This is a genomic window from Amycolatopsis mediterranei (assembly GCF_026017845.1).
Classification (GTDB): Bacteria; Actinomycetota; Actinomycetes; order Mycobacteriales; family Pseudonocardiaceae; genus Amycolatopsis; species Amycolatopsis mediterranei.
Genome location: NZ_CP100416.1, coordinates 7,396,306 through 7,418,296 on the forward strand (window position 1 = coordinate 7,396,306; position 21,991 = coordinate 7,418,296).

The following is a 21,991-nucleotide window of genomic DNA, read 5'->3' on the forward strand; positions in this document are numbered from 1 at the left end:
GTCGACCGGATCAGTTCCGCGTCCACTTCTGGTTGCTGCCGCCGGTGCAGGTGGCGAGGTCGATCAGCGTTCCGTTGCCGGTGCCGTTTCCGATGGCGTCCAGGCACAGGCCCGACGGAGTGCCGACGATCGTGCCGTCGGACTTGAGCGTCCACTTCTGGTTGGCGCCGCCGGTGCAGGTCCAGATGATCGCCTTGGTGCCGGGGGTGGTGCCCTGCCCGTTGGCGTCGAGGCAGGAGCTGCCGTAGACGCGCAGCTCACCGGCGGCGGTCGAGGTCCACTGCTGGTTGGCACCACCGTTGCAGTCCCACAGTTCCACCTGGGTGCCCGCTGTCTGCGAAGCGTTGGGCACGTCCAGGCAGCGGCCCGAACCGGCGCCGACGACCGTCGACGTCGTGCCGCCGTTTCCGCCGCTGCCCGGGGTGATGGACAGGTTGTCGAACTGGGCCGTCTCGCCCTGGCTCGTGGCGTAACCGACCTGGCCGGCGCCCCAGGTGGAATCGTTCGCCGAGCCGACGGTCGCGCCGTCGACCTCGGCGGTGATGGTGCTGCCGGAGAAGGTGAGCGCGAGGGTGTGCCACCGGTTGGTGCCCAGCGCCGCGACCGTGCCGTGCGCGAGGGTGGAGACCGTGCCGTTGGTGTTCGAGTTCAGGATCGACCAGTTCCCGGTGTCGCTCACGCGCAGGTGGTAGGCGTTGAGCCCGGCGGCTCCGGTGTAGCTCTGGCTGCCGGCGCGCCCGATCACCTCGGCGTACCCGGACTTTTCGAGCAGGACGTCGGAGGAAATGGTGTAGTTGCTCCACCCGAGCTCGCCGAGCAGGGTGTGCGGGTCGGTCAGCGGGTCCCAGGTGATCGGCGCCTGCGCGCTCATCTGGCGGACGCACCGGCCCGCACGGCCGCCGCCGCAGGCCGCCACCTCGAAGGAACCCTGCCAGTCCATCAGGTACTTCGCCTCGGTGCCGATCGCGTTGCTGTCGAAGGAGTCGCTGTAGGGCAGGCTCAGTGCGCCCGGCGCCGGGCCGGCCGCGGTGCCCTTGCCCTGCCCGGTCGTCGTGGTGAGGGTGTAGACGTACCCGGGCTGCACGGTCAGGCTGAAGCTGGCGCCGGACGGGGTGAGGTCGGTGGTGTGCACGAAGTAGTCGGCCGCGTTGCCGGAGTTGACGTTGGTGGCCCACACGTGCACGGCGCCCGTCGACAGGCCACCGGTCGCGGTGAAGGCCAGCGTCTGCGGCCCGCTTGCGTCCATCGTCTCGATGACCGTGCTGTAGTCGGTGTTGTCCGGCGACTTCAGCGAAACGTAGCTGCCGTTGTTCCGGTTGCCGCCGAGGTAGCCGCTGGAGCTGTCGAGGTACTTCCAGCCGGGCGCGGTGAACTGGCTCGTCTGGGCCATCACCCAGGCGTTCTTGCCGATCGAATAGTGGCCGGACCACGGCTGCGCGGCCAGCGCGACACCCATGGTCGGCCACGGCAGGTTCGGGGTGATCGCGGCGACGATCGGCCAGTTGAGGTAGGCGGTCATCTTCCCGTCGATGTACCCGCGGTTGAGGCCGCGAGCCATCGCCTGCGCGCCGCCGTTGTAGTCGTCCGAGCCGTTTTCGCTGGCCCACAACGGCTTTCCGGACGACGTGGCGGCCGAAGGCACGCTGCAGTTCGACTGGGCCGAACGGTAGCCGCACGGGTAGTGCGCGCCGATGATGCCGATGGCCGAGGCGAGAGCGGCGTTGGAGTTGACGTCGTTGGCGATCGACCAGTCGGAGTCGGCGCCGACGATCTTCACCGCCGAGTAGCCGCCGGAGTTGAGCGTGGAGCGCAGGTTCTCGTACCAGCCGACGTTGTAGCCGCGCTCGTTCCACCCGCCGAGGTAGTCGATGGCCAGGTTGTGCTGCTTGGCGCAGCCCAGCCACGTGGTCAGGTAGCCGAGCGTGTCAGTGGACCAGAAGTTTCCGCCGCCGATCCAGCCGGGTGCTCCCCAGGCCAGCCCGTAGAGCTTGATGTTCGGGTTGCGGGCCTTCGCCTGTTCGGCGAGCCAGAACTCGTAGCCGACGTCGCAGTTGACGGTCCCCCGCGTGTGCTCGACGCTCGGCTCCGCGCCGGAGGTGGAGTTGGTGTCGCCGCCGATCTCGATCTTGAGGATCTGCACCGAAGCGCCGTAACCGGGCTTGAACAGGTAGTCCAGGATCTGGCCGCGCTCCGGCTCCGGGTAGTCGATCAGCAGCCGCGAGTTGCCGCCCCCGCCGCTGATCGCCCCCACGCCGTCGAACGTGCGGCCGCCCGACGAGCCGTTGATCGTGATCGAAGTCGCGGCTTCGGCCGGTGCGGCCGCGACACCACTGGTGACCAGGGCGAGGCAGCCGAGCATGACCGCCGGCGCCCGCCAACGCCTGAACCTTGACATGAGGAGTTCCTTTCCCGGCAGAGGACGTGGTGGTGACGCGGCTATCCGAGCGTCCATTGCTGGTTGCTCCGGCCGGTGCAGGTCCACAGTTCGACGAGGGCGCCGTTGGCGGTGGAGCCTCCGGTGACGTCCAGGCAGAGCCTGGACTGCGCGCCGGTGACCGTCCCGTCGGCGTTGACGGTCCACTGCTGGTTGGCCTGGCCGTTGCAGGGCCAGATGATCACCTTGGTGCCGGCACTCGTGCCCCGGCTGCTGGCGTCGAGGCAGTCGCCGCCGTTGTACACGCTGAGCGCGCCCGAGGAGCTGTGGGTGAAGGTCTGGTTCGACCCGCCCGAGCAGTCCCGGATCTGCACCTGTGTGCCGGCCGTGGTGGTCGAGTTGGGCACGTCCAGGCACTTGCCCGCGCCCACCGCGTGCACCGGTCCGCCGCTGGTGGCAGGCGGGCCGCCCAGCGCCGTCGCGGTGGCGTTGTAGGCGGGCTTGGGCTGGTAGTTGTTGTCGTACATGCTCGCGGCGCCGTAGCCGGGGAAGGTCCCGGGAATCCAGGAATCGGCGTCGCCGACGCCCCACTGCGAGACGCCCGGGCAGCGGGTGACCGCCAGGCAGTCCTTCACCACGGTGGCGTAGTCGTTGGCCTGCTGCTGCAGGCTGCTACCGGAGGCCGGCAGCTGGATGCGGTCGTCGAGCTCGGTGACGGCGACGTCCAGCCCGAGTGCCGCGAAGCGCTGCATGTTCGCGAGCATGGACGACGGGACCTGGCCGACGATGAAGTGGCTTTCCAGGCCGATCCCGCCGAGCGGCACGCCTTGGGACAGCAGGGATTGCGCGAGACTGTAGAGACCGTTGCTCTTCGCGTTCTCGCCTTCGATGTTGTAGTCGTTGATGTACAGCACGGCGTTCGGGTCCGCGTTGTGCGCGGTGCGGATCGCGTCGGCGAGGTAGCCGGTGCCCATGGCGTTGGTGAAGGCGTCCTGACGCAGGCTGCCGTCCTCGTTGAAGGGTTCGTTGATCACGTCCCAGGCGTAGATCTTGCCCTTGTAGTGGTTCACCTCGGTGGTGATGTGCGCTTCCATCGCGCCCTGGACCTGGTTGCGCGGCAGGCTGTTCACCCACCCGGGGAGCTGGGCGTGCCAGACCAGGTTGTGGCCGCGCACGCGCATGTTGTGCGCCTGCGCGAAGGACACGACGTTGTCGCCGGGACCGAAGTTGTACGAACCGTTGCCGGGCTCGGTGGTGTCCCACTTCATCTCGTTGCCGGGGGTGACCATGTCGAACTGGGTGCCGGCGAGCGAGGTGATCGTCGCGTTGTTCACCATGTTGCCGGTGATTTCGGTGCCGATGTACCGGTTCTGGGCCTCGGCCAGCGAACGCAGCGTCGACGCCGCATCCGCGGGCGGTGCCGCGACCGCGGCGAAGACCGGCGCGAGCCCTATCGCGACAACGAGCGCACCGCGCCGGGAGCGCGGCGACCGACGCGGCTTGCGGGTGAAGGGGCGCATGCGACCTCCGATGACGTCGTTGACATCTCTGCGGGCGGCGTAGTCCGAAGGGGGCGATGGGCAGACGTCGGCGGGTGAAGCGGCACGGCGGCCTGATGCCATCGCGACCGGTCCGGCACCGATTCCTGGCGTGACCTCGAAAACAGATAACTCCCCGGCGATGATCGGTGTCAAGTGACCGTGAAACGTACACGGGCGGGAACTCCGCCGGCCCGGCGACTGATGAAACTTACAGCGACAGGCGATCGAAGTTGACCGTTCCCGACTCACGACGTAACGTCCGCCGAACGCACCATTCTTTCCGGTCGCACGCTCGCGCACCAGCCGTTCCCGGCGGGCTGCTGCGCGTCGGGCCCCGGGTTCGCGAAACCGGCAATTTCGTCGTCGGCCATTGGTAACGTGACGACGTGACTACTGACAGCCGGAGGGACGGTGCCGGATCCGCACCGCGCCGCGCGGGTGCGGCCTGGTCGGCAAGCGATACCGCAATGCTGCTGGACGGGCTTCGGCGCGGCGCGCCATTGGAAACACTCGCGGGGGCGTTGCAGCGCACGACCGGCGCGCTGCAGGCACGGTGTCAGGTGCTGTTGCCGCCGGAACTGCGGCCGGAGTTGCGCGCTGATGCCGAGGCGATATTGCGGAGACAGCTGTCGGCCGACCCGAATTTTGCCGCGGCCACGACCCCGGCCCGGACTTCGGGCCGGCGCCGGAATCCTGGCCGTGACACCGCGACATCACCTGTTACGTTGAGTGACGAACAGCGGCGGCTGCTCGACTCGGTGCGGGCGGGGCAGGATGTGATCGTCGATGCGACAGTGGGATCGGGTAAGACCACGGCGATCCAGGCGTTGTGCACCGAAGTGGGCCGGGACCGGCGGGTGCTGTATCTGACGTACAGCAAACTGTTGAAGGCCGATGCGCAACGCCGGGTGAAACACGCAAAAGTCCAGAACTACCACGGTATCGTGTACCCGTCGCTGGTCAGGGCGGGCATCAAGTGTGGCCTCGATGAATCCATCCGGCGGTTCAACGCGGCGTTCACCAGCCTCTCGGCATCGTTCCCGAGGTTCGACCTGCTCGTGGTCGACGAGTACCAGGACATCAACGAGGAATACGCACAACTGTTGCGCCACATCAAGTCGCTGAACCCGTCGATGCAGACGGTGCTGGTCGGCGACCTGGCTCAGAAAGTGCACTCGAACACGACGTTGGACGTCCAGCGGTTCGCCAGGGAGATCACCCGGCAAGCCGAGTTGATGCCGTTCACGCAGTCCTTCCGGGTCGGCCGGGAACTCGGCGCGCTGCTCGGCGAGGCGTGGAACAAGCCGGTGGTGGGCGTCAACCCCGCCCAGACGCTCCGATACGTATCCTACAGCGAGGCGCTCGAATTCATGAGCGCGAAGAAGCCGGGCGACCTGCTCTGCCTGGGCAGACGCAACGGCCAGATGGCCGAGGCACTGAATCACCTGGAACGCAAGCACGGTGAGGTCTTCAACAAGGAGACCGTCTACGCCTCCATCCGCGATGGTGACACGTCGGTGACCTACGGCGACGACACCGCGGTGTTCACGACATTCGACTCCAGCAAGGGGCTGGAACGGCCGGCGAGCGTGGTGTTCGACTACGACGAGGCCATGTGGGACATGCGCTGCGGGTTCCCGGGCGTGGACAAAACCGTCATGCGCAACGTCTTCCTGGTGGCAGCGTCCCGCGGAAAGCACGAAGTCGTCTTCGTGCGCTCGGAACAGGCGCACCGGCAACCCAAAAGCATCGGCTTCATCCCCGTGCAACGGTTCACCCAGCTGCCGGATGACGAACAACCCGAGTACGAGAAACCGTTTCTGGCGTCGGAATGCTTCGACTTCACCTACGCGGAGAATCTCCAGGCGTGCGTCGACCTGCTCGACCGGCGACGCCTCGACGACGGCGCGGGCCAGGAGATCAACATCGACCGCGTCGACGGGCTGATCGACCTCTCTCCCGTGGTGGGGCACTACCAGGAAGCGGTGTTCTTCGACAGGTACAACCCCGCCCTCGAGGTCATGCTGAACCCCAAACCGATCGCGAAGCAGTTGCGCGTCAAGCTCAGTGAAGACCCCTGGCACAACTCGCTGCTGCTGACCGCCGTCGACACAGACCAGATGCGCTACGCAGAACAGGTCACCAGAAAGGTCAGCGTAGACGTTCGTGACGGGCTGACGAGGCGGCTGGCGACACAGCTGCCCCGTGATTGCGCGGCCCAGGTGCCGATGCAGCTGTCCGGTACGGCTGTCGCGTCACCGGCGGCGACGGCGATCTCGTTCGTGGGTGTTGCCGACGCCGTGCACGATGGTCAGGTCTTCGAGCTCAAGTTCGTCTCCGAACTCGACAACGCCATGTTCCTCCAGCTGGCGCTCTACCTCGTGATGGGCGGCCACCGGACGGGCGTGCTGTGGAACACGCGCACCGACGAGCGCTGGGCGGTGCAGGTGCCCGACCGCGAGAGGTTCATGCACGCCGTCGTCTTGTGCGTGACCAAACAGCGCTACCAGGCGTTCCGGACAGCACCGCACCAACCGGAGCCGGGCGGCAGGTCCGGCGCCGGCGCCATGTTCCCCATGCGACTGGGAGGGCCGAGATGATCTCGGCCCTCCCAGGACAGTTCGGCACGAGGCTCAGATCTTGCCCGCGGCCACGTCGGCGATGGTCACGCGGGAGGACTTGTAGTTCACCACATAGTGCTTGGACGTTTCCGCCGAGGTGATCTCCTCACGGATCGGCAGGCCGTTGCCGGCGTTGATGATGAGGACGTCCGTACTGCCGTCCAGGATGGCGGGGGGCGCGGTGAGGGACAGCGCGGCCTGGCCGTCGACGCTGGTCTTGCCGACGATCATGTCCGGGATGGTCGCGTACAGCTTCAGCACGCCCGCGCGGACCTCCGCGTCGGCGGCGTTGGCGAACAGCGCGTGTTTGATGTTGCTCAACAGGTGGTTGTTGATGAGGTTCTCCAGGTCCTTGCCCGTCGGACGCGGTTTGGGGCCGGGAAACGGCTTGCCCATCTTGCGGAACAGCTCCGCGGTCTCCGCTTGGGCGGCCGCCCAGGCCTTGTCCGCCTCGGCGGGGCTCAGGCCGACTCCGAGGGGATTGCCGGACGCGGTGATCATCGCGATCCTGGCCTTGTCGACGTCGCCGTTCGCGGCGAGACGGGCCGCCGCCATCACGTTCCGGTCGTACGGCGTGGCAGGCTGGGCGTCGCCCTTGGCGACTGCGTCCACCAGGCTCTTCGCCGAGTCGCCCGTGAACTGGTCGCCCTTGTCGGTGTAGAGGGTGTAGTTGAGGTCCGGCTTGTTGTCCAGCCCGAACTTCTCGTTGACGATCAGCGACGCGTCTCCTGGCTGCGTGCCGGCCGCCTGGACCGCGGAGGCCAGCTTCACCAGCGGTACCTCGACCGCCTGCGGAGCCGGGGCCGGGGCCGCGCCGGCCGGACCGGCCGGGACGCTGCCGCCTGACGTACCGATCACCACAGCCGCCGCGACGGCTGCCGCGCCCACGGCGGCGACGCTGACCTTGGGCCAGGAAAGCCGGCGCTTCGGTCGCACGACCGTGGCCGCGGGTTCCGCCATCGCCGTCTGCAGTGCCGTGCGGGCACGGTCATAGGCCTCGGGACGGGGGGACGGCACGTCACGCAGATTCTTCATGAGATCCATTTCATCCATGGGTTTGTCTTTCACGTTGTCGGGACTTGCAGCAGCGCGACCACTTCGGGGGCTTCACGCAATGCCTTGCGCGCCTGGTGCAACAGGCGGCGGGCCGTGCCGGCCGGGATGTCGAGCACCCGCCCGGCCTCGGCGACGGTCAGGTCCTCCCAGGCGACCAGGCCCAGCACTTCCCGCTCTTCCGGTTTGAGCCGGGCCAGTGCCCTGCCGAGCAGTGCCTGCGTGTCCACGCGGGCATCCACCGCCGGCCAGGGATCCCAGTCACTCGCCACGCCGCTCAGGTCCGGCGCCGGCTCCTCGGCCGGTGCGGACCGCCAGTGCCGGCGCAGCCTGTTCAGCGCGACGCCGTACAACCAAGGCCTGGCTTCGGGATACGAACGGTCGTACTTCGCACGGGACTCGTAAGCCGCCACCCACACATCGCCGAGCACGTCCTCGGCGGCCTGCCGCCCCACTCTGCGCGCCAGGTAGTTCCCGAGCGCGGTCTCGTGCCGGCTGATCACTTCCACGAAGGCATCGGTGTCTCCGCGCAGCGACCTACCGATCAGTTCCGCGTCTGACGACATGAAGCTCCTCGGGTTTCGCTTCGCCCTGACACCCCGTCTTTGCCAACGCGCGCCCAAAGCGTTCAGGTTACGTCAGCGCATGACGAACATCGCTGGTCAGACCGTGTGCGAGGGCGAAGTCCCGTGCCTTCGCCACCTCGCTGTTGCGCCTGGTCTGGGTGACAGCCTGACGGGCCGGCTCCGTCCTCAGGTCGTGCCGCAGGGCGTGTCGGGGAGGAACAGGACCGACGACGGCCGGGCGGCGCGGATCGTCCGTGACGACCGCACCATGGCGGACGCCCGCCTGCATTCGCAGGCCCGGCAGCTGGGAACGTCGGCCGGGAGCGACCGGCGGCTATCCGCTGGCCCCCGGGCGTGTCCGTGGAGCGGATCGGTCCTTGCTCATGCGCAAGAGCAACGCGACCGCGTCCTTCGAGTGGGCTGTCGGCGTGAGAACCTCCGGCAACAGCAAGCCACGCATCGCGGCGATGGTGACGGTGGCCAAAGTCAGCGCTTCCTTCGCGTCGCGCCCTTCCCGTTCCGCGAGCGAGGCCAGCACCTTGGTCAGGTCGTCGAGCGAGTCGATGAACTCGCGAAAGTCCTCAGGGCGATACGCAGCCAGTCCCACGACGTGGAAGAAGCCGCGTACTCGCGACAGCTGCTCCGGCCGCGTGTAGGCGCGCCAGATCGCGACCACGAGGTCGTCGAAGTGCCCTGCCGAGCGGCCTCGACGAGGGTCGCGTTGTCCCGCGAGCGCTGCTCCTTCAGCATCGCCGCCAAGACGCCCGGGAGTGACCCGAAGTGGTATCTCAGGAGAGCGTGGCTCGTCTCGGCTCTGGCGGCGATCTCCCGCAGCGACACCTCCGGCGCGGGAAGGTCCTCGCCGAAGGCGTCGAGGAGCCGGGCGAGGAGACGCTCGCGCGCCAGTGGCGGGAACGATTCGTGGGACAGGCTCAAGTGGTCGGCGCGACGGTCGTCGACGGATCGGGTCGCGACCCGGTCGACGTCGACGTCAGCATCGAAGACGGGCACATCACCCAGGTCGGGGCCTCCGGCGCGCGCGGCGAGCGCCTCGATGCCGGAGGCCTGACGATGACGCCCGGCCTGATCGATGCCCACGTCCACTTGGGATTGTCGAGCCCGATCCAGCCGCAGTTCTCGTTCCGGCTCAGCGCCGCCGAGCTCGCGGCGGACATCTTCGCCACGGCCGACGCGACGCTCGACGCCGGTTTCACCACCGTCCGGGACACCGGCGGGGTCGACGGCGGCCTTGTCACCACGATCGCGAAAGGCAAGGTCCGGGGCCCGCGTGTCCTGTCGTGCGGGCCGGTTCAGTGATGAGGTCGGCCAGGTAGCCCTGGATGGCCCCCATGGCCGCTCCCCGCTCCTCGGGCGGCGTCGACTGCTTGAACATCTTCACCGTGTGCTCTTGGAAGAACTCATGGTCGGCGTAGGGCACACCCAGCATCTTGCAGATCACCAGGGACGGGACCGGCAGCGACAGCGCCTCGACCAGGTCGCCCGGGTTCGGCCCGGCCAGCAGCGCGTCGATCTGCCCGTCGACGATCTCCTGGATCCGCGGCCGCAGCGCCTCCCTCCGGCGCACGGTGAACTCGCCGAGCACGGCCTTGCGCGCCGGCCCGTGCTCGGGCGCGTCCATCTCGATCAGGGTGCGCTCGTCGTCCGGCCGCCGGGACGCCGCCCCGCCCTTGACCAGCTGCGGGAAGTCCGGATGCTGCCGGTCGGCGCTGAACCGCCGGTCTTTCAACATGGTTCGCACGTCTTCGTGGCGGCTGACCACCCACGCCCACCGACGGTCGGGCAGACGAACCCGCGAGACCGGCTCTTCTTCGCGGATCTCCTCGTACGCCGGCGGGGGCGCGAACGGGCACGTACGGGCCATGGGGAACTCGCGCTTCTCGGTGGTAGTCATGACTTTTTCCCCTCCCGGGCGAAGTACGGTTCCGCCGCTTCCAGCCGCGGTACCGAAATGCCCAATCGTCGTGCTTCGGCCAGGGTGTCCCGGCAGACCTCACGCGGCTCCTGAGCCTCGGGGTCGGAATGGGCCTGGAGAGTCATCCGCGCCAGCGCGACATGAGCAGTCAGCCACGCGAACACGGGCGCCGTCAGCCAGGCGGGCGCCCGGAACAGCAACACACCGCCCCGGTGCCGTCGCAGGTCAACGCCGCGCGCCTCGAGCAGCGGCAGCAACTCACGGCCGGCCAGCAACGCCTCACGCAAGTCACCCGTCGACCCGGCCAGCTCGGACAGGGAACCCCGCCGCAGGCCCTGCGAGTGCAGGCCGGCATCCGACACGAAGTGGACCCGCAGCCAGCCGCGGAAGTCAGGACGCTCCTTGAGCCGGAGACCGGCCTCGCGGAACACCCGGCGCACGGCTCGCTCCCGGTCGGTCGGGGGCCGGCCGAGGGTGCCGAAGACGACCGACGGCAGCAGTACCCCGCGGAGCACGCCGTCGGCGCCGAAACCGCCACCGGCCTGCGGAAAGCCCCAGGCGATCCGGTCGAGCGGGAGTGCGCCGATCGCGGCCGTCGGCTCGGCCCAGATGTTGCCGAACACCAGCACCGTGGCCCCGCTGACCCGCGGGGCCAGGAAGGCCGCCGCCTCCGCGAGGCGGTGGTGCGACACGCTGAGCACGATCAGGTCGAAGTCGTGGTCCGGCTCCAGCGCCTCGCGGTAGCGCACCGGCCACTGCTCGACGACGCGCTCCCCCCGCATCCGGCGCCGCGTGTCGAGCAGGTCGAGGTCCACGGTGTCCCCGTAGGTCGCCGCGCGGCCCGGGCGGACGTAGAACTCGATCTCATGCCCGGCCCGTTCCAGGGCCCAGCCGTAGACGGTGCCGATCACGCCTCGGCCGAACATCAGGATCTTCACGCTGCACCTCGCGGAGTACGATCGATCTGGAGGTCATCTCCACTTTCAAAATATGGAGATCATCTCCATTTGTCAACGCGAGGGAGCACATGACCGTCGACAAGCCCCTGCGAGCCGACGCCCGGCGCAAGCGCGACGCCCTGCTCGCCACCGCCCGGGAAGTCGCTGCTGCCGGCGGCTTTTTCGACCTGCGCTTCGATGACTTCGCCCGCCTGGCCGGAGTGGGCACCGGCACGCTGTACCGCCACTTCCCCACCCGGGAGGCACTGGCCGAGGCGGTCTACCGCGGGGAAGTCGCGACGCTGTGCGACCGCGCCCGCCGGCTCCAGACCACGCTGCCCGCAGCGGAGGCGTTGGCGACCTTCCTCCGCGACATGGTCGACCACATCGCTGCCCACGAGGGCCTCGCCCGGACGCTGGCCACGCTCTGGGCCGATCGCTCGAGTGCCCTCGCCGAGGGCAGCCAGGAATTGGAGCAGGCGGTCACCGACCTGGTGGCCGCCGCCGTACAGGCGGGCGCCATTCGCGACGACGTGGACGCCGGCGCCGTGATGATGGCCCTGCACGGCATCGGCGCGGCCCACGACCGCCCGGATTGGCGGGCCGAGGCCGACGGTGTCATCACCCTCGTGCTGGACGGGCTGACCAGGCGGGGCCAGGACGGATAGCTCGTACACTGGACCGAAGGGGGCGAAAGCACATGGACGAACTTCCGGAGACGACCGACGAGCCGCTCGGCTCAGGCCAGTACCGGTACATCGGCACCCACGCCTGGTGGACGGCGATGTTCGGCGGCCCCAAGAAGCGGTACGCCTACCTGGCCGAACACGTGCTCCAGCTCTGGGTCCCGGCCGACCCGGCACAGGACTGGCTGCTCGACCGGCGGACCACCGGCGCCAGGGTCTGGCTCTCCGGGACGGAAGAGCAGGCCGCCGCGGACGGATTCGGCACCGAAGCCCACTGGCCGACCGGGCGCTGGCAGGCGCCGTACGGGAACTTCTACGCCGGCGAAGGGCAGCCGCCGGGACCGGTGCCGGGCTCGTGGCAGACGCCGAACACCGAGTTCCTGGCCGGAGTCCCCCGCGACCCGCGGCTGCTCTACGACCGGCTGCGGCGGGACAGCCCGGAGCGAAGCGGCTACCACGGCCCGTTCACCTACGCAGCCGACCTGCTCCGCAGCGGACTGGTGCCCTCGGACCTGCGGGCCGCGCTGTACGGCGCCCTGCTGCTCGCCCCGGAGGTAACGTTCGTCCGGGAGAGCGCCGACGTCCGCGGCGAGCCTGCCGCCGCCTTCGTGGTGGAACCGGCCGGCCGGCGGGAGGAGCTGTTCGTCGACCCGCTGACCGGCCGGTTCCTCGGGGAGCGGAGCACGCTGACCGAACCCGCCGGGGGCATCGCCGCCGGCACCGTCACCAGGTCGACCGCGGTGCGGTCGGCGGTGGCCGAAGCGCTCGGGGCCCCGCCGCGGTGAGCCCGGCGGCGGTCAGTTGTGCCAGACCCGCATCGACCACACGTTGTCGTTGAAGGTGTCGCCGACGTAGAACCGGTCGCCGTACAGGGCGCCGCTCGCCGTGCCGCCGTAGTAGGTGTCGGTGTAGAGACGCTGCACGTTGCAGTTGTTGTAGTAGTAGTACGAGCTGATGCCGTTGACGCCCAGCTGGACGCCGGTCAGGTCCGAGAACCCGTATCCGGACGAGTCGCAGGCGCCGTACTTTCCGTAGACGCTGTCGTAGTACCCGACGTAACCGGCGTCTTCGAAGAAGGTGATCAGGACCGTTTCCGCGGGCGCCGCCGCGAGCGCGGGCGCCCCCTTGTCCGCGGAGCAGGTCCGGGAAACCACTTTCGAGGCTTCCTTGGGACCGTCGACCACCGTCTTGCAGTACCGGATTTCCTTGCCGTGCGCCGCCGGCGTCGCGGCCTGCGCCGGGGCCCCCAGCAGACCGGCGGCCACGGCGGACAGCCCGGCCACGGCCAGGAACCTGTTCAGAATCCTCACTTCGTCCAACCCCTCGGATTCGGTGCGTTTCTTGCTGACGAACCGACGCTAACGAGGAATAGGCGGCACTGTCCCCGTCCCCCGGGGCGGCCTTTCCCTGCCCCGGGGGACGGGGACAGTGTCCTCAGGGACGGGCTCCGGCACCGCTGCGAACGGCGCGGAAGCCGGAGCCGTAAGCCAGCGCGACGGCGTGTGCCCGGTCCCTCGCGCCGAGTTTCGCGAGCACGTGCGAAACGTGGTATTTGACGGTTCGTTGCGCCATGGACATCCGTGCGGCTATTTCGGTGTTCGACATCCCCTCGGCGAGGCATTCGACCACTTCGCGTTCGCGCGGGGTGAACGGATCATCCTTGAAGGCCGACCAGCCACCACCCTGCCGCCGGTCGGCGATCAGCCGGAGCAGCCGGTGGGCGACGGACGAGTCGAACCACGGCAGCCCGGCGTGCACCGCCCGGATGGCGCGGAGTGTTTCGTCGATCGGGCCGTCCCTGACCACAAATCCGCGAACGCCCGCCTCCACCGCTTCCTGGAGCAGGGAGGAGGAGGGGCACTCGGGAACCAGCAGGACGACACGATCCACCGGCGGTGAATTCAACCCGGCCAGCAGGCTTTCGACGGTTTCCGCCAGCGCGGAATCGGCGACCACCACGTCCGGATTCACGGCGACGATTTCGACGTCACCGCCGAGAAGCGCGTCGAAACCGGCCGACAATGTCCGGCCGCGAATAGCCAGCAAAACCCGGACGGGTGCAACACAAGGTCTCTGCATGTCACTCAAGGCTCGTTCCCCCCACGGTCAGCCTCTGCCTGGACACCGGCATTGTCGAGTTATCCGACCGAGAACTCTACCGCCGCCGTTCGACCTCGGGCAACAAGCGAGGGGGTGCCGCGAAACCGCGGACACCCCCTCCGAAGCCGGTCAGCCGCTGGTGCCGGGTGGGCGGGCGCAGGCGGCCAGCACCGTCCCGCCCATCTTCATCCGGAGCTGGGTCGCCGTGGCCTCGCCGAACAGCTGGCCGGTCGGCGTCAGCGGTGGTGGCCCGGGACAGAGGATCGTGCCGTTGTCACTGCGGTAGATGCCGAGCCCGGCGACCGTGGTGCCGGTGGGAGCGAACACGAAGAACGCGTCGCCGGTCCCGACGCTGAACTGGACGCCCGGTGAGCTGACCGCCGCCGAGGAGGCCAGGACGGACAGGATCGGCCGCTCGGCAGGCGGCGTCGTGGTGAAGTCGACCAGGGACACCGAGCGGGTACCGGGGCCGGCGCCGGTCGAGGATTCCAGGATCAGGACGTAGTTGTGGGTACCGATGAACATGTACCTCGACACGCCGAGGGTCTGGTGGAACACCGACCCGGTCGGGCCGCTGACGACGAGCCCCTGCACCCCGGTGGTCGTCCTGGTCACGGTCCGGTCGCCCATCGTGGTGGCCGGCGCCGACGACCACGCGAGTGCGGCGCTGTTGTTGAACAGCCCGTTGGAAATGGTGATCGGGTTCGCGGCCAGCGCCGGCGCCCCGGCCGTGACCAGAGCGGTCAGCACGGCGCACACCACCATCGCCGCGCGACGTGCCGGCCTCATTGGTGCGCCCAGGTGACGGCGAAGTTCTGGCCGTTCGTGCTGGTGTCGCCGGTGGTGGCGTAGGTCGTGGTCGCGTCCTGCTCCTGGATCTTGGTCCGCTGCCAGGTCGAGTTCGCGGTCATCGACCCGCCGTGGCCCGCGTTGTCGGTGGCGACCGTGTTGCCCATCAGCGCCCGGCCGTAGTTCGCCAGGGGGAAGAAGTCGTTCGTCCCGAACCGGCCCACGGCCTCGACGATCCAATCGGCGCTGCTCCGCGAGCAGACGAGGTTAGCCGCGCACGTCTGGGTGGTGGAAAAGCTCGTGTGCTGGGTGGCGTCCGCGACGGTGATCGTGAACTGGGCGGTGGCCGCGTTGTAAGTGACGTCCGCGCTCACCGAGTCGCCGGCGTTGATGTTCAGGACCGGCTGGATCGCGTTGGTCGGGAACATCTCCCACCAGAGCTGGTAGACCGGGGTGCCGTTGACGCACCGGGCCGAGCTGCCGCCCTGCTCGACCGTGCCGTTGGTCCATCCGTCGAAACCGGCCCAGAACACCGCCCACGCGTCCGACGTCGGGCAGGTGACCGGTCGCTGCGTCCACGAAGCGTGCACGTGGGTGAAGGTGGCGGCGGGTGTGGACAACGAGGTGATGGCGTAGCCGGCCCAGTTCCGCGAGGTCGCGTTGACCAGCGGACCGGCCACCGCGGGCGAGCGGCCGGTGTGCTGGGCCGCACCGCCGAACGGGCTGCCGGCGTACCCGGTGGGTGTGCTCGCGGCGCTCGCGGGCGCCGCGGCCCCGGCGCTGAACACGACCGCCGCCGCCGCGAGGGCGGTGAGCGGCAGGAGCCGTCGAAGTTTCATGGGAGTCCTGTCTGCGAAGATCGGCACCGGCATCGGCATCCGGGTCCCCGCCGAATCTGGCAGGCAGCGCTGAAACGGCCCTGACGTGGCGCTGAAAAAGCGTGGTCAGCGGCGCTCACGAAGCACAGCCGGCCAGCAGCCGGACGGCGTGCGCGGACTGGTCGAGCGCCGGGTCCTGCCGCAGGATCGCGATCTCCAGGTCACGCAGCCGCTGGCTGGGGTCGATGCCCACGTTGTCGGCCAATGCCGCGCGCAGCCTCCGGTACACCGACAACGCATCGGCCTGCCTGCCGGTGCGGTACAGCGCGAACATCAGCTGCGCGTGCACCTGCTCGTCGAACGGGTGCGCGCGGGCCAGCCGCTCCAGGTCCGGTTCGAGCTGGGCGTGCTCGCCGAGGGCCAGCCTGGCCCGGATCAGCGCCAGCTGGGCCCGCGTGCGCAACCGCTCCAGTGCGGCGGCCTGCTCGTCCAGCCACGCCATCCCGCCGACGTCGACCAGCGAACGGTCCCGCCACAAGGCCAGCGCGGCCCGCAGCGTCGTGGCGCTTTGCGCTGGGTCGTCATCGCACTCGCCCCGCGCGACCAAGCGCTGCGCCTCGGTCACGTCCGTCGTGCCGGGACCGAGGTCGAGCAGGTAGCCGGGTGGCCGGGCGACGATCGCGTTCCGGTTGCCGAGCACGCGCCGGAGGGCGGACACGTGGCTTTGCAGGGTGTTCAACGACGCTCGGCCCGCCTTGTCACCCCAAACCGCTTCGATGAGCCGGCCCGTGCCGGCTATTCCTTCGCCGTGCAGGGCGAGTACCGCGAGAACTGCTTTTCGCCGGAGTCCCGCTATCGGCACCGGCGTCCCGCCGACGACGGCGTCGACCGGGCCGAGCAATCTGACACGCACATGGCCTCCCGTCCATCGCGGGGACGAGCCGGTCCCCGACGTGAACGCTGCCATGATCCGTCGACAATCCGTCGACAGTCCGGTTGCCGGGCAGGCAGACCGGGGATCTGTTACACGTCGCCGACCGCACGACTTCGACGTCCTGACGGAGCCAGTGGTAGAACACGATCAGCACCGAGGGAACGTCCGGGACCGGCCACATGGGCGCGGTCGAAGTCATCTGCATGTCCGTCGGTTCGCTGACCGGACTGGCCAACCTGGGAATCGCGTGGGCGAGCTTCCTGCGCTCGAAGAAGAACGCACCGCCGGTGACGTTCACTGTGGCCGGGCCGCTGTCAGACGAGGAGCTGGCCATGCTGAAGACCTTGCGGCTGCCGGTGGGACCACGCGACGATGAGTGACGCGGCCGGGCCGGGAGCAGGGCTGCCCGATCCTCGAGCTTCCCGGGCGGTGCTCGTCGGGGTATCGGACTACACCTCGCTCGAAGAGCTTCCCGCGGTCGGGAACAATATCGAGACACTTCGCGACGTGTTCACCGACAGCGATCTGTGGGGGCTGTCACCGGAGCATTGTGTCGGCCTGCTCAACCCGACCTCCGTCGACGAGGTCCCGGACGCCGTGCACGCGGCCGCGGCACCATCTACGCCCTGGACTGGGAATTCGCAGGACACTCCGACGCCGCTTACGACCTGGCGGAACTCATCGAGCATCCCAGCACACGTGCGATCGACGACGACCCGTGGCTCGCGCTCCTTCCCGGGCTCGGGTCAACGACGGCCAGGCGCGCCGCCGATTCGTCGCCGCACGCCGCACCGCCGCCCTGCGCTGGTTTCCTGGTCACCTCGGCCAACCGCGCGCGCCGGCTGCCGCCGCCCGCGTTCGCGTACGTGTTCAGCGACTCGCTGGCCGCGATCGTCAGGTGGGTCGACCGATCGCGGCACTGGGCGGCCGGTCACCTGGTCAAGGCGGTCCGCGCGATCCCGGGCGTGGTCGTGACGATCCCGTCGCCGCTGATCACCTTGGTGTGGTCCGCGGGCTGTTGAGCTGAACCGTGCCAGGCGGATCGGCCCGCGATGGGGTGCTCGTGTCGGTCAGTGGGCGGGGGCTAGATTCCCAGGGCCTGGCGGAGGGGGGTCGCCAAGGTGCGGATGTAGGTGTCCGTGAGGTGGTTGTCGCGGTAGACGACCACGTTGCCCACGACCGCCGGGCACAGGTCCGCCGTGCAGATCCAGTTCGTCAAGTCCACGACCCGCACGCCGGGGATGGTGGCCGCGGTGGTAGCCAAGGGGTCGGTGAAGGCGGCTACCGCCTTGGACCTCGGCTTGTCGCAGGAGTGGGGGGCTGGGTTGCGTTGCAGGCAGTCGAGGACGTTGTCGTCGGCGCGGGGGGTGTCCCTGATGACGGCGACGGGGATGCCCGCGGCGGTGATCTTTTCGAGGTACGAGCGGTAGCCCGCGGTGAGTGCCTCCGGGGACTTCCACGCCCACCTGAGGTCGTTGAGGTAGGACTCGGGGGACATGGCCGCGGTGACCAGGAGGTCGGGCTTGTCCGCCAGCATCGAGTCGATCTTCAGTTTGTCCTGGGCGGGGCACTCGGCGAACGGCTCGACTCGGCTCGGGTCGGCGTCTCGGGTCTTGGTCGGGGCCGCGGCGCTGAAGGGGCAGCCGTCGTGGAGCATGAACTTGACGCGCCAGCCAGCGCGGTTGGCGATGTCGATCAGGGCCGTGGCGAACTGGGTCATGTGCGAGTCGCCGATGACGACCATCGTCTTCGTCGCGCCGGCGCGGCCGTAGGCGCACTTGTCACTGGTCATCGGGAAGGCCGCCGGGTCGTACTGGCCGCAGCCGTCGTGCCACACCGAGGCGATGTCCTTGGCTGCCACCGACGGATCGGGGACGACCGGCACGTCCTCGCGCACGGTGAGTGTGTGCGCCGGGTCCAGCGCGAGCGCGCCAGGGTGGTCGGCGTCCAACGCGATGTCGGCGCGCAGCGCGTCGAGGCGGTGCTGCGCGATCTGCCACGGCACCGTCGCGGCCACCGTGGTGACCACCACCATGCAGGCGCCGAGCGCGTAAGCGGCGCGGCGCCTCGGCCGCGCACCCCCGCGACGGGGCCGCGGTCGCCGCAGCGGGTCCTCGACCAGGTGCTTCGACAGCGCCGCGAGCACCAGGCTCGACACTGCGGCGACCAGCACCTGACGCTTGCTGAGCTTGGCGGCACCCGCCTCCTCCAACAGGAAGACCACCACCGGCCAGTGCCACAGGTACAGACTGTAGGAGATGTCGCCCACGTAGCGCAGCGGCGGCAGGCCCAGCAGCGGCGACAGTTCGCCGACCCGGGGACGCTCGGCGGTGCCCGCGACCAGCAGCGCGGCCGTGCCCAGCGTGGGCAGCAGGGCGATCCAGCCGGGGAACGCCATGTGCGTGCCGAAGGTGAAAGCGCTGACCAGTACCGCGCCCAGGCCCAGCCACCCCAGCGCCAGCCGCGCGGCGAAGCGCACGCGCACCTGGCGGATGACCATCGCGGTCAGGCCGCCGATGCCCAGCTCCCACATGCGGGTGGGGGTGATGAAGTACGCCTGACCGTGGTTGATCTGCGTATAGACCGCGGAGAACACCAGCGACGCCACCGTCAGCACCGTGATCGCGCCGAACGCCACCGCCACCGGACGTGAACCGGACCGCCGCGCGATCGCCGCGCTGAGCAGCAGCAACAGCGGGATGACCAGGTAGAACTGCTCTTCGACGCTCAACGACCAGAAGTGCTGCACGGGCGAGGCGGAGGCGGTGGCTGTCGCGTAGTCCGACGAGAACAGGGCGAGCACCCAGTTCTGCGCGTTCAGCGCGGACGCCACCACCTCGCGCAGGATCTCCGGCCAGCGCGACACCGGCACCAGCAGCACCGTCGCCGCGACCGTGGCCAGCAGCACGACGGTCGCCGCGGGCAGCAGCCGCCGGATGCGCCGGGCGTAGAAGGTGAGCAGCCCGACCCGCCCGGTGCGGCGCAGCTCACCCGTGAGGGTGCCGATGATCAGGTAGCCGGAGATCACGAAGAAGACGTCGACGCCGACGAATCCGCCGGGCAGCCACCCCGGCCTGAGGTGGTAGACGAGCACGAGGCCGACGGCGAGCGCGCGCAGACCCTGGATGTCGTCGCGCTGTTTGTGGCCGGTACTCGCGGGTGCGGTGCGTACGGACGCGCGGGCGGTGACCGTAGACGTCATGATGCTCGAAGCCCCCTGGCTCTGTTTCCCCAGCACCCCCGGCGACTGCCGTCCGGTATGAGCGCCGCAAGACCTCCCCCGCGCGCGTCCCAACAGGGCCCACGCGAACCATCGGCCTGCGCCCGACGGGCGTTACAGGCGCCGTTGAGGCTTCCCACACCCTAGCCCGACGCCTGAACCTGCCGCCTGTCGGGAGGCACCGACGACGAGCCACCAGCCGAGACCAGTGACGCCGATTTCGCAAACGAGAGAGCCGCAGCGACGCGGGCGAGCACCGCGTCGAATCTCGGCTTCCTCCAGCGAGTCTTGGATGGTTTGCGATGGCTGTGAGTCCGCGGCCGGCCGTCCTCACCGGTTCGTTCAGCGATCTCAAGACAAGGTTATTCGCCAGAAGGCGTGCCGGACGGCGAACAGGGGGACAGCTATCGGCGGAAGCCACGATGACGGTCGCGCGGCGGAACATTGTCGAACTCCTCGAACGAACGCTCGGCCTCGTCCCGTTCGAGCGGGATGCGGTAGCTGAGCAGCCCTTCGTAGTCCTTGTCCTGGAACAGAACGCCCTGCAGGGTGTCCCAGTTCTCGTCAGATCGCGAGGCCGGTAGCTCGGTCTCCAAATCCGCGACGAGTTCGTCTTCGTCGTGGTGGAGCCGTTCGGCATCTTGGATCGCCAGGTCGAGCGCGATCTCCTCGGCGGCGCAGGTCGGTGTGGGAAACCGGCCGATCCGGAGATCCGAGCTGAGGTCGTCGAAGGCACGGGCGTAGCGGCGAAGGAACCATTCGTCCTGGTCGGCAACGCAGGGGACCACCGCGCCCAGCGGGCCGGGCGTTCCGTCGCGGTACATTCCGGTCTGGTAGGTGTAGTCGTACGCCTCGTCGGCGACCGGGACGGGAGCCGAGGCGGTGCCGGCCGGGACCGCGCTGGCCCCGCTGCTCGTAACCGGTCGGCCGCCGGTCGGCCTCGCGATCGCAGTGCCTCGATGACGTCGTCGTCCCAGCGGTGCACCACGCTCGCGCACGCGGGCCGCTGTCGGGCGGAAGCGGCGGTCGAAGCCGCGGCTGCAGTCAACCGTGCCCACGATCGAGTTCAGCTGATCACCCGCAGGCCGATCCGGTGCTCGCCCTCAGCGTCTTCCCGGACGTGGCCAACCTGCCCCTGCGGCCGCCCGCGATGCCGGCGAAGGCCGCCGCCGCGCTCGACGTCGTGTCCGGCGGCCGGTTCGAGCTGGCGCTCGGTGCCGGCGGCTACTGGGACGCCATCACGCGGATGGGCGTGCCCCGGCGCACGCCGCGCGAGGCGAACGCCGCCTTGCGGGAAGCGATCGCGGTGCTGCGCGCCCTGTGGGCGGACGGCCCGGCGCCGGTCGAGCTGGCGGGCGAGTTCTACTCGGTCGGCGGCGTGCCCCCGGGACCGGCACCCGCGCACCCGATCGAGATCTGGACCGGCGCCCAGGGACCGAATGCGCTGACCCTCACCGGCGAGATCGCCGACGGGTGGGCCGCCCCGATCGCCCCCTACCTGCCGTACGAAAAGTGGCCGGCGCCCCACCGGTCGATCGACGAGGCGGCGGTCGCCGTGGGCCGGGACCCGGCGTCGGTCCGCCGGATCGCCCAAGTCGTCGGCACCATCACCGCGACGGAGGGCCGTCCGCGGATCGACCACGGCGCCGCACCCGTGCGGGGAACGGCCGGGCAGTGGGCGGAGGTGCTGGCGCGGCTGGGCACCGAGCAGCCGTTCACTTCGTTCGTGTTCTGGCCGGAACGGGAGACGGCCGGCCAGATCGCCGCATTCGCCGCCGAGGTGGTCCCCGAGGTCCGCCGGCTCCTCGAACCGGCTCGGGGCCCATGGACAGCGTGAGCCGCCTCGTCCGGCTGGCGCGCCTCGACGGCGAGGTGGACGTCCGCTGCCTGCCGGCCGGCAGCGTCACCCTCGACAACCCGGCGGCCGGGCCGGGGATAGACACTCGGCAATCTCACGCTGGTGACCGCCCGGCTCAACCCAGTCATATCAAACAGTCCGTGGTCGCCGATGCCGGCGCGCCCAATTGAAAGGGCAGCGCGAAACCGGATCTCGCCGCACGCATCTGAGTCTCCTCGATCGACCGGCGCGAAGATTTCGCCTCGATGTAAGCCCTATAGCGGGCGTATCAAGACCCGTCAACCGCCATTTGCACTATGGCCGATATCACAACACTGTTTCGCGGAGTGATGTTTTAGTCTGTCGGTGCCACGCAGGACTGGCCATGCATCCCGCCAGGGCCGGTCGTGGCAATTTGTCGCAATTGTGACGACGCTGGGGGAATCGAAGAGGGGCCATTCGTGGGATCCGATGTGCCCGATGCGGCGGTAAGCCCAGTATTGTCGATCACGCCGCGCTTTCACTCACCGAAAGTGCTTGCGCACCACTGGTGAACCCGAACGAACCGCACCTATACCGTT

21 protein-coding genes are annotated in these 21,991 nt (G+C 69.3%); 7 read left to right on the forward strand and 14 right to left on the reverse strand.

Going from position 1 to position 21,991, the window contains the following annotated elements; all coding sequences use genetic code 11:
• Positions 1 to 10 precede the first annotated feature (10 nt).
• Positions 11 to 2,395: a ricin-type beta-trefoil lectin domain protein gene (locus tag ISP_RS32980; protein WP_013228212.1), complete on the reverse strand. Its 2,385-nt coding sequence runs from the start codon at positions 2,393 to 2,395 to the stop codon at positions 11 to 13.
• Positions 2,396 to 2,436: 41 nt separating this feature from the next.
• A complete protein-coding gene (locus ISP_RS32985; RefSeq protein ID WP_013228213.1) occupies positions 2,437 to 3,894 on the reverse strand; it encodes an endo-1,4-beta-xylanase in 1,458 nt (485 codons plus the stop codon).
• Positions 3,895 to 4,301: 407 nt separating this feature from the next.
• Between ISP_RS32985 and ISP_RS32990 the strand changes: the two genes are divergently transcribed.
• A complete protein-coding gene (locus ISP_RS32990) occupies positions 4,302 to 6,515 on the forward strand; it encodes a DEAD/DEAH box helicase family protein (protein WP_230468467.1) in 2,214 nt (737 codons plus the stop codon).
• Positions 6,516 to 6,548: 33 nt separating this feature from the next.
• Here the strand turns inward: ISP_RS32990 and ISP_RS32995 are convergent, their stop codons facing one another.
• The 3 genes from ISP_RS32995 to ISP_RS33005 all read right to left on the reverse strand — a co-directional run bounded on the left by ISP_RS32995 (position 6,549) and on the right by ISP_RS33005 (position 8,831).
• Positions 6,549 to 7,571: a hypothetical protein gene (locus ISP_RS32995; RefSeq protein WP_230468468.1), complete on the reverse strand. Its 1,023-nt coding sequence runs from the start codon at positions 7,569 to 7,571 to the stop codon at positions 6,549 to 6,551.
• 29 nt (positions 7,572 to 7,600) lie between these two features.
• Complete coding sequence (locus tag ISP_RS33000; RefSeq protein WP_013228216.1) at positions 7,601 to 8,155, reverse strand: RNA polymerase sigma factor; 555 nt, start codon at positions 8,153 to 8,155, stop codon at positions 7,601 to 7,603.
• Positions 8,156 to 8,489: 334 nt separating this feature from the next.
• On the reverse strand, positions 8,490 to 8,831 hold the full coding sequence (locus ISP_RS33005) for a hypothetical protein (protein WP_013228217.1): 342 nt from the start codon (positions 8,829 to 8,831) through the stop codon (positions 8,490 to 8,492).
• A 122-nt stretch (positions 8,832 to 8,953) separates the two neighbouring features.
• Between ISP_RS33005 and ISP_RS48390 the strand changes: the two genes are divergently transcribed.
• Positions 8,954 to 9,472 (forward strand): amidohydrolase family protein, encoded by a 519-nt coding sequence (locus ISP_RS48390; protein WP_230468469.1) that lies wholly within the window; start codon positions 8,954 to 8,956, stop codon positions 9,470 to 9,472.
• On the opposite strand, the gene ISP_RS33015 is transcribed toward ISP_RS48390, so the two are convergent.
• Positions 9,408 to 10,067: a cytochrome P450 family protein gene (locus ISP_RS33015; protein ID WP_013228219.1), complete on the reverse strand. Its 660-nt coding sequence runs from the start codon at positions 10,065 to 10,067 to the stop codon at positions 9,408 to 9,410. The genes ISP_RS48390 and ISP_RS33015 overlap by 65 nt on opposite strands.
• Positions 10,064 to 11,026 (reverse strand): ketopantoate reductase family protein, encoded by a 963-nt coding sequence (locus tag ISP_RS33020; protein ID WP_013228220.1) that lies wholly within the window; start codon positions 11,024 to 11,026, stop codon positions 10,064 to 10,066. Before ISP_RS33020 ends, ISP_RS33015 begins: the two co-directional genes overlap by 4 nt.
• A gap of 89 nt (positions 11,027 to 11,115) precedes the next feature.
• Here ISP_RS33020 and ISP_RS33025 point away from each other — a divergent pair, with 89 nt between their 5' ends.
• Positions 11,116 to 11,694 carry a TetR/AcrR family transcriptional regulator gene (locus tag ISP_RS33025; RefSeq protein WP_013228221.1) on the forward strand — a complete coding sequence of 193 codons (579 nt, stop codon included), beginning with the start codon at positions 11,116 to 11,118 and terminating at the stop codon, positions 11,692 to 11,694.
• A 32-nt stretch (positions 11,695 to 11,726) separates the two neighbouring features.
• A complete protein-coding gene (locus tag ISP_RS33030) occupies positions 11,727 to 12,497 on the forward strand; it encodes a hypothetical protein (protein ID WP_013228222.1) in 771 nt (256 codons plus the stop codon).
• 12 nt (positions 12,498 to 12,509) lie between these two features.
• On the opposite strand, the gene ISP_RS33035 is transcribed toward ISP_RS33030, so the two are convergent.
• From ISP_RS33035 to ISP_RS33055, 5 genes are all read right to left on the reverse strand, one after another.
• Positions 12,510 to 13,022, reverse strand: a complete 513-nt coding sequence (locus tag ISP_RS33035) for a hypothetical protein (protein ID WP_230468470.1) — start codon at positions 13,020 to 13,022, stop codon at positions 12,510 to 12,512.
• 124 nt (positions 13,023 to 13,146) lie between these two features.
• On the reverse strand, positions 13,147 to 13,791 hold the full coding sequence (locus ISP_RS33040) for a response regulator transcription factor (RefSeq protein WP_230468966.1): 645 nt from the start codon (positions 13,789 to 13,791) through the stop codon (positions 13,147 to 13,149).
• Between the two features lie 150 nt (positions 13,792 to 13,941).
• The gene (locus ISP_RS33045; protein ID WP_230468471.1) at positions 13,942 to 14,562 is read right to left on the reverse strand and encodes a hypothetical protein; all 621 of its coding nucleotides are present in this window, start codon (positions 14,560 to 14,562) and stop codon (positions 13,942 to 13,944) included.
• A gap of 35 nt (positions 14,563 to 14,597) precedes the next feature.
• A complete protein-coding gene (locus ISP_RS33050) occupies positions 14,598 to 15,440 on the reverse strand; it encodes a G1 family glutamic endopeptidase (RefSeq protein ID WP_013228226.1) in 843 nt (280 codons plus the stop codon).
• Positions 15,441 to 15,555: 115 nt separating this feature from the next.
• Positions 15,556 to 16,332: an AfsR/SARP family transcriptional regulator gene (locus tag ISP_RS33055; RefSeq protein WP_230468472.1), complete on the reverse strand. Its 777-nt coding sequence runs from the start codon at positions 16,330 to 16,332 to the stop codon at positions 15,556 to 15,558.
• A 167-nt stretch (positions 16,333 to 16,499) separates the two neighbouring features.
• Here ISP_RS33055 and ISP_RS33060 point away from each other — a divergent pair, with 167 nt between their 5' ends.
• On the forward strand, positions 16,500 to 16,733 hold the full coding sequence (locus ISP_RS33060) for an effector-associated constant component EACC1 (protein WP_265049924.1): 234 nt from the start codon (positions 16,500 to 16,502) through the stop codon (positions 16,731 to 16,733).
• 147 nt (positions 16,734 to 16,880) lie between these two features.
• Positions 16,881 to 17,375, forward strand: a complete 495-nt coding sequence (locus tag ISP_RS33065) for a hypothetical protein (protein WP_230468473.1) — start codon at positions 16,881 to 16,883, stop codon at positions 17,373 to 17,375.
• A gap of 62 nt (positions 17,376 to 17,437) precedes the next feature.
• On the opposite strand, the gene ISP_RS33070 is transcribed toward ISP_RS33065, so the two are convergent.
• Positions 17,438 to 19,555 carry an acyltransferase family protein gene (locus ISP_RS33070; protein WP_013228230.1) on the reverse strand — a complete coding sequence of 706 codons (2,118 nt, stop codon included), beginning with the start codon at positions 19,553 to 19,555 and terminating at the stop codon, positions 17,438 to 17,440.
• A gap of 422 nt (positions 19,556 to 19,977) precedes the next feature.
• Positions 19,978 to 20,397, reverse strand: a complete 420-nt coding sequence (locus ISP_RS33075; RefSeq protein WP_014467460.1) for a hypothetical protein — start codon at positions 20,395 to 20,397, stop codon at positions 19,978 to 19,980.
• Positions 20,398 to 20,666: 269 nt separating this feature from the next.
• Here ISP_RS33075 and ISP_RS33085 point away from each other — a divergent pair, with 269 nt between their 5' ends.
• Positions 20,667 to 21,410 (forward strand): LLM class flavin-dependent oxidoreductase, encoded by a 744-nt coding sequence (locus tag ISP_RS33085; RefSeq protein WP_013228232.1) that lies wholly within the window; start codon positions 20,667 to 20,669, stop codon positions 21,408 to 21,410.
• Positions 21,411 to 21,991: the final 581 nt, after the last annotated feature.

Excerpts from the sequence above, each read along its gene's own strand:
- ISP_RS32980 (WP_013228212.1), bottom strand. The coding sequence starts at position 2,395 with ATGTCAAGGTTCAGGCGTTGGCGGGCGCCGGCGGTCATGCTCGGCTGC.
- ISP_RS32985 (WP_013228213.1), bottom strand. The coding sequence starts at position 3,894 with ATGCGCCCCTTCACCCGCAAGCCGCGTCGGTCGCCGCGCTCCCGGCGC.
- ISP_RS32995 (WP_230468468.1), bottom strand. The coding sequence starts at position 7,571 with ATGAAGAATCTGCGTGACGTGCCGTCCCCCCGTCCCGAGGCCTATGAC.
- ISP_RS33000 (WP_013228216.1), bottom strand. The coding sequence starts at position 8,155 with ATGTCGTCAGACGCGGAACTGATCGGTAGGTCGCTGCGCGGAGACACC.
- ISP_RS33015 (WP_013228219.1), bottom strand. The coding sequence starts at position 10,067 with ATGACTACCACCGAGAAGCGCGAGTTCCCCATGGCCCGTACGTGCCCG.
- ISP_RS33025 (WP_013228221.1), top strand. The coding sequence starts at position 11,116 with ATGACCGTCGACAAGCCCCTGCGAGCCGACGCCCGGCGCAAGCGCGAC.
- ISP_RS33030 (WP_013228222.1), top strand. The coding sequence starts at position 11,727 with ATGGACGAACTTCCGGAGACGACCGACGAGCCGCTCGGCTCAGGCCAG.
- ISP_RS33040 (WP_230468966.1), bottom strand. The coding sequence starts at position 13,791 with ATGCAGAGACCTTGTGTTGCACCCGTCCGGGTTTTGCTGGCTATTCGC.
- ISP_RS33050 (WP_013228226.1), bottom strand. The coding sequence starts at position 15,440 with ATGAAACTTCGACGGCTCCTGCCGCTCACCGCCCTCGCGGCGGCGGCG.
- ISP_RS33070 (WP_013228230.1), bottom strand. The coding sequence starts at position 19,555 with ATGACGTCTACGGTCACCGCCCGCGCGTCCGTACGCACCGCACCCGCG.
- ISP_RS33075 (WP_014467460.1), bottom strand. The coding sequence starts at position 20,397 with ATGTACCGCGACGGAACGCCCGGCCCGCTGGGCGCGGTGGTCCCCTGC.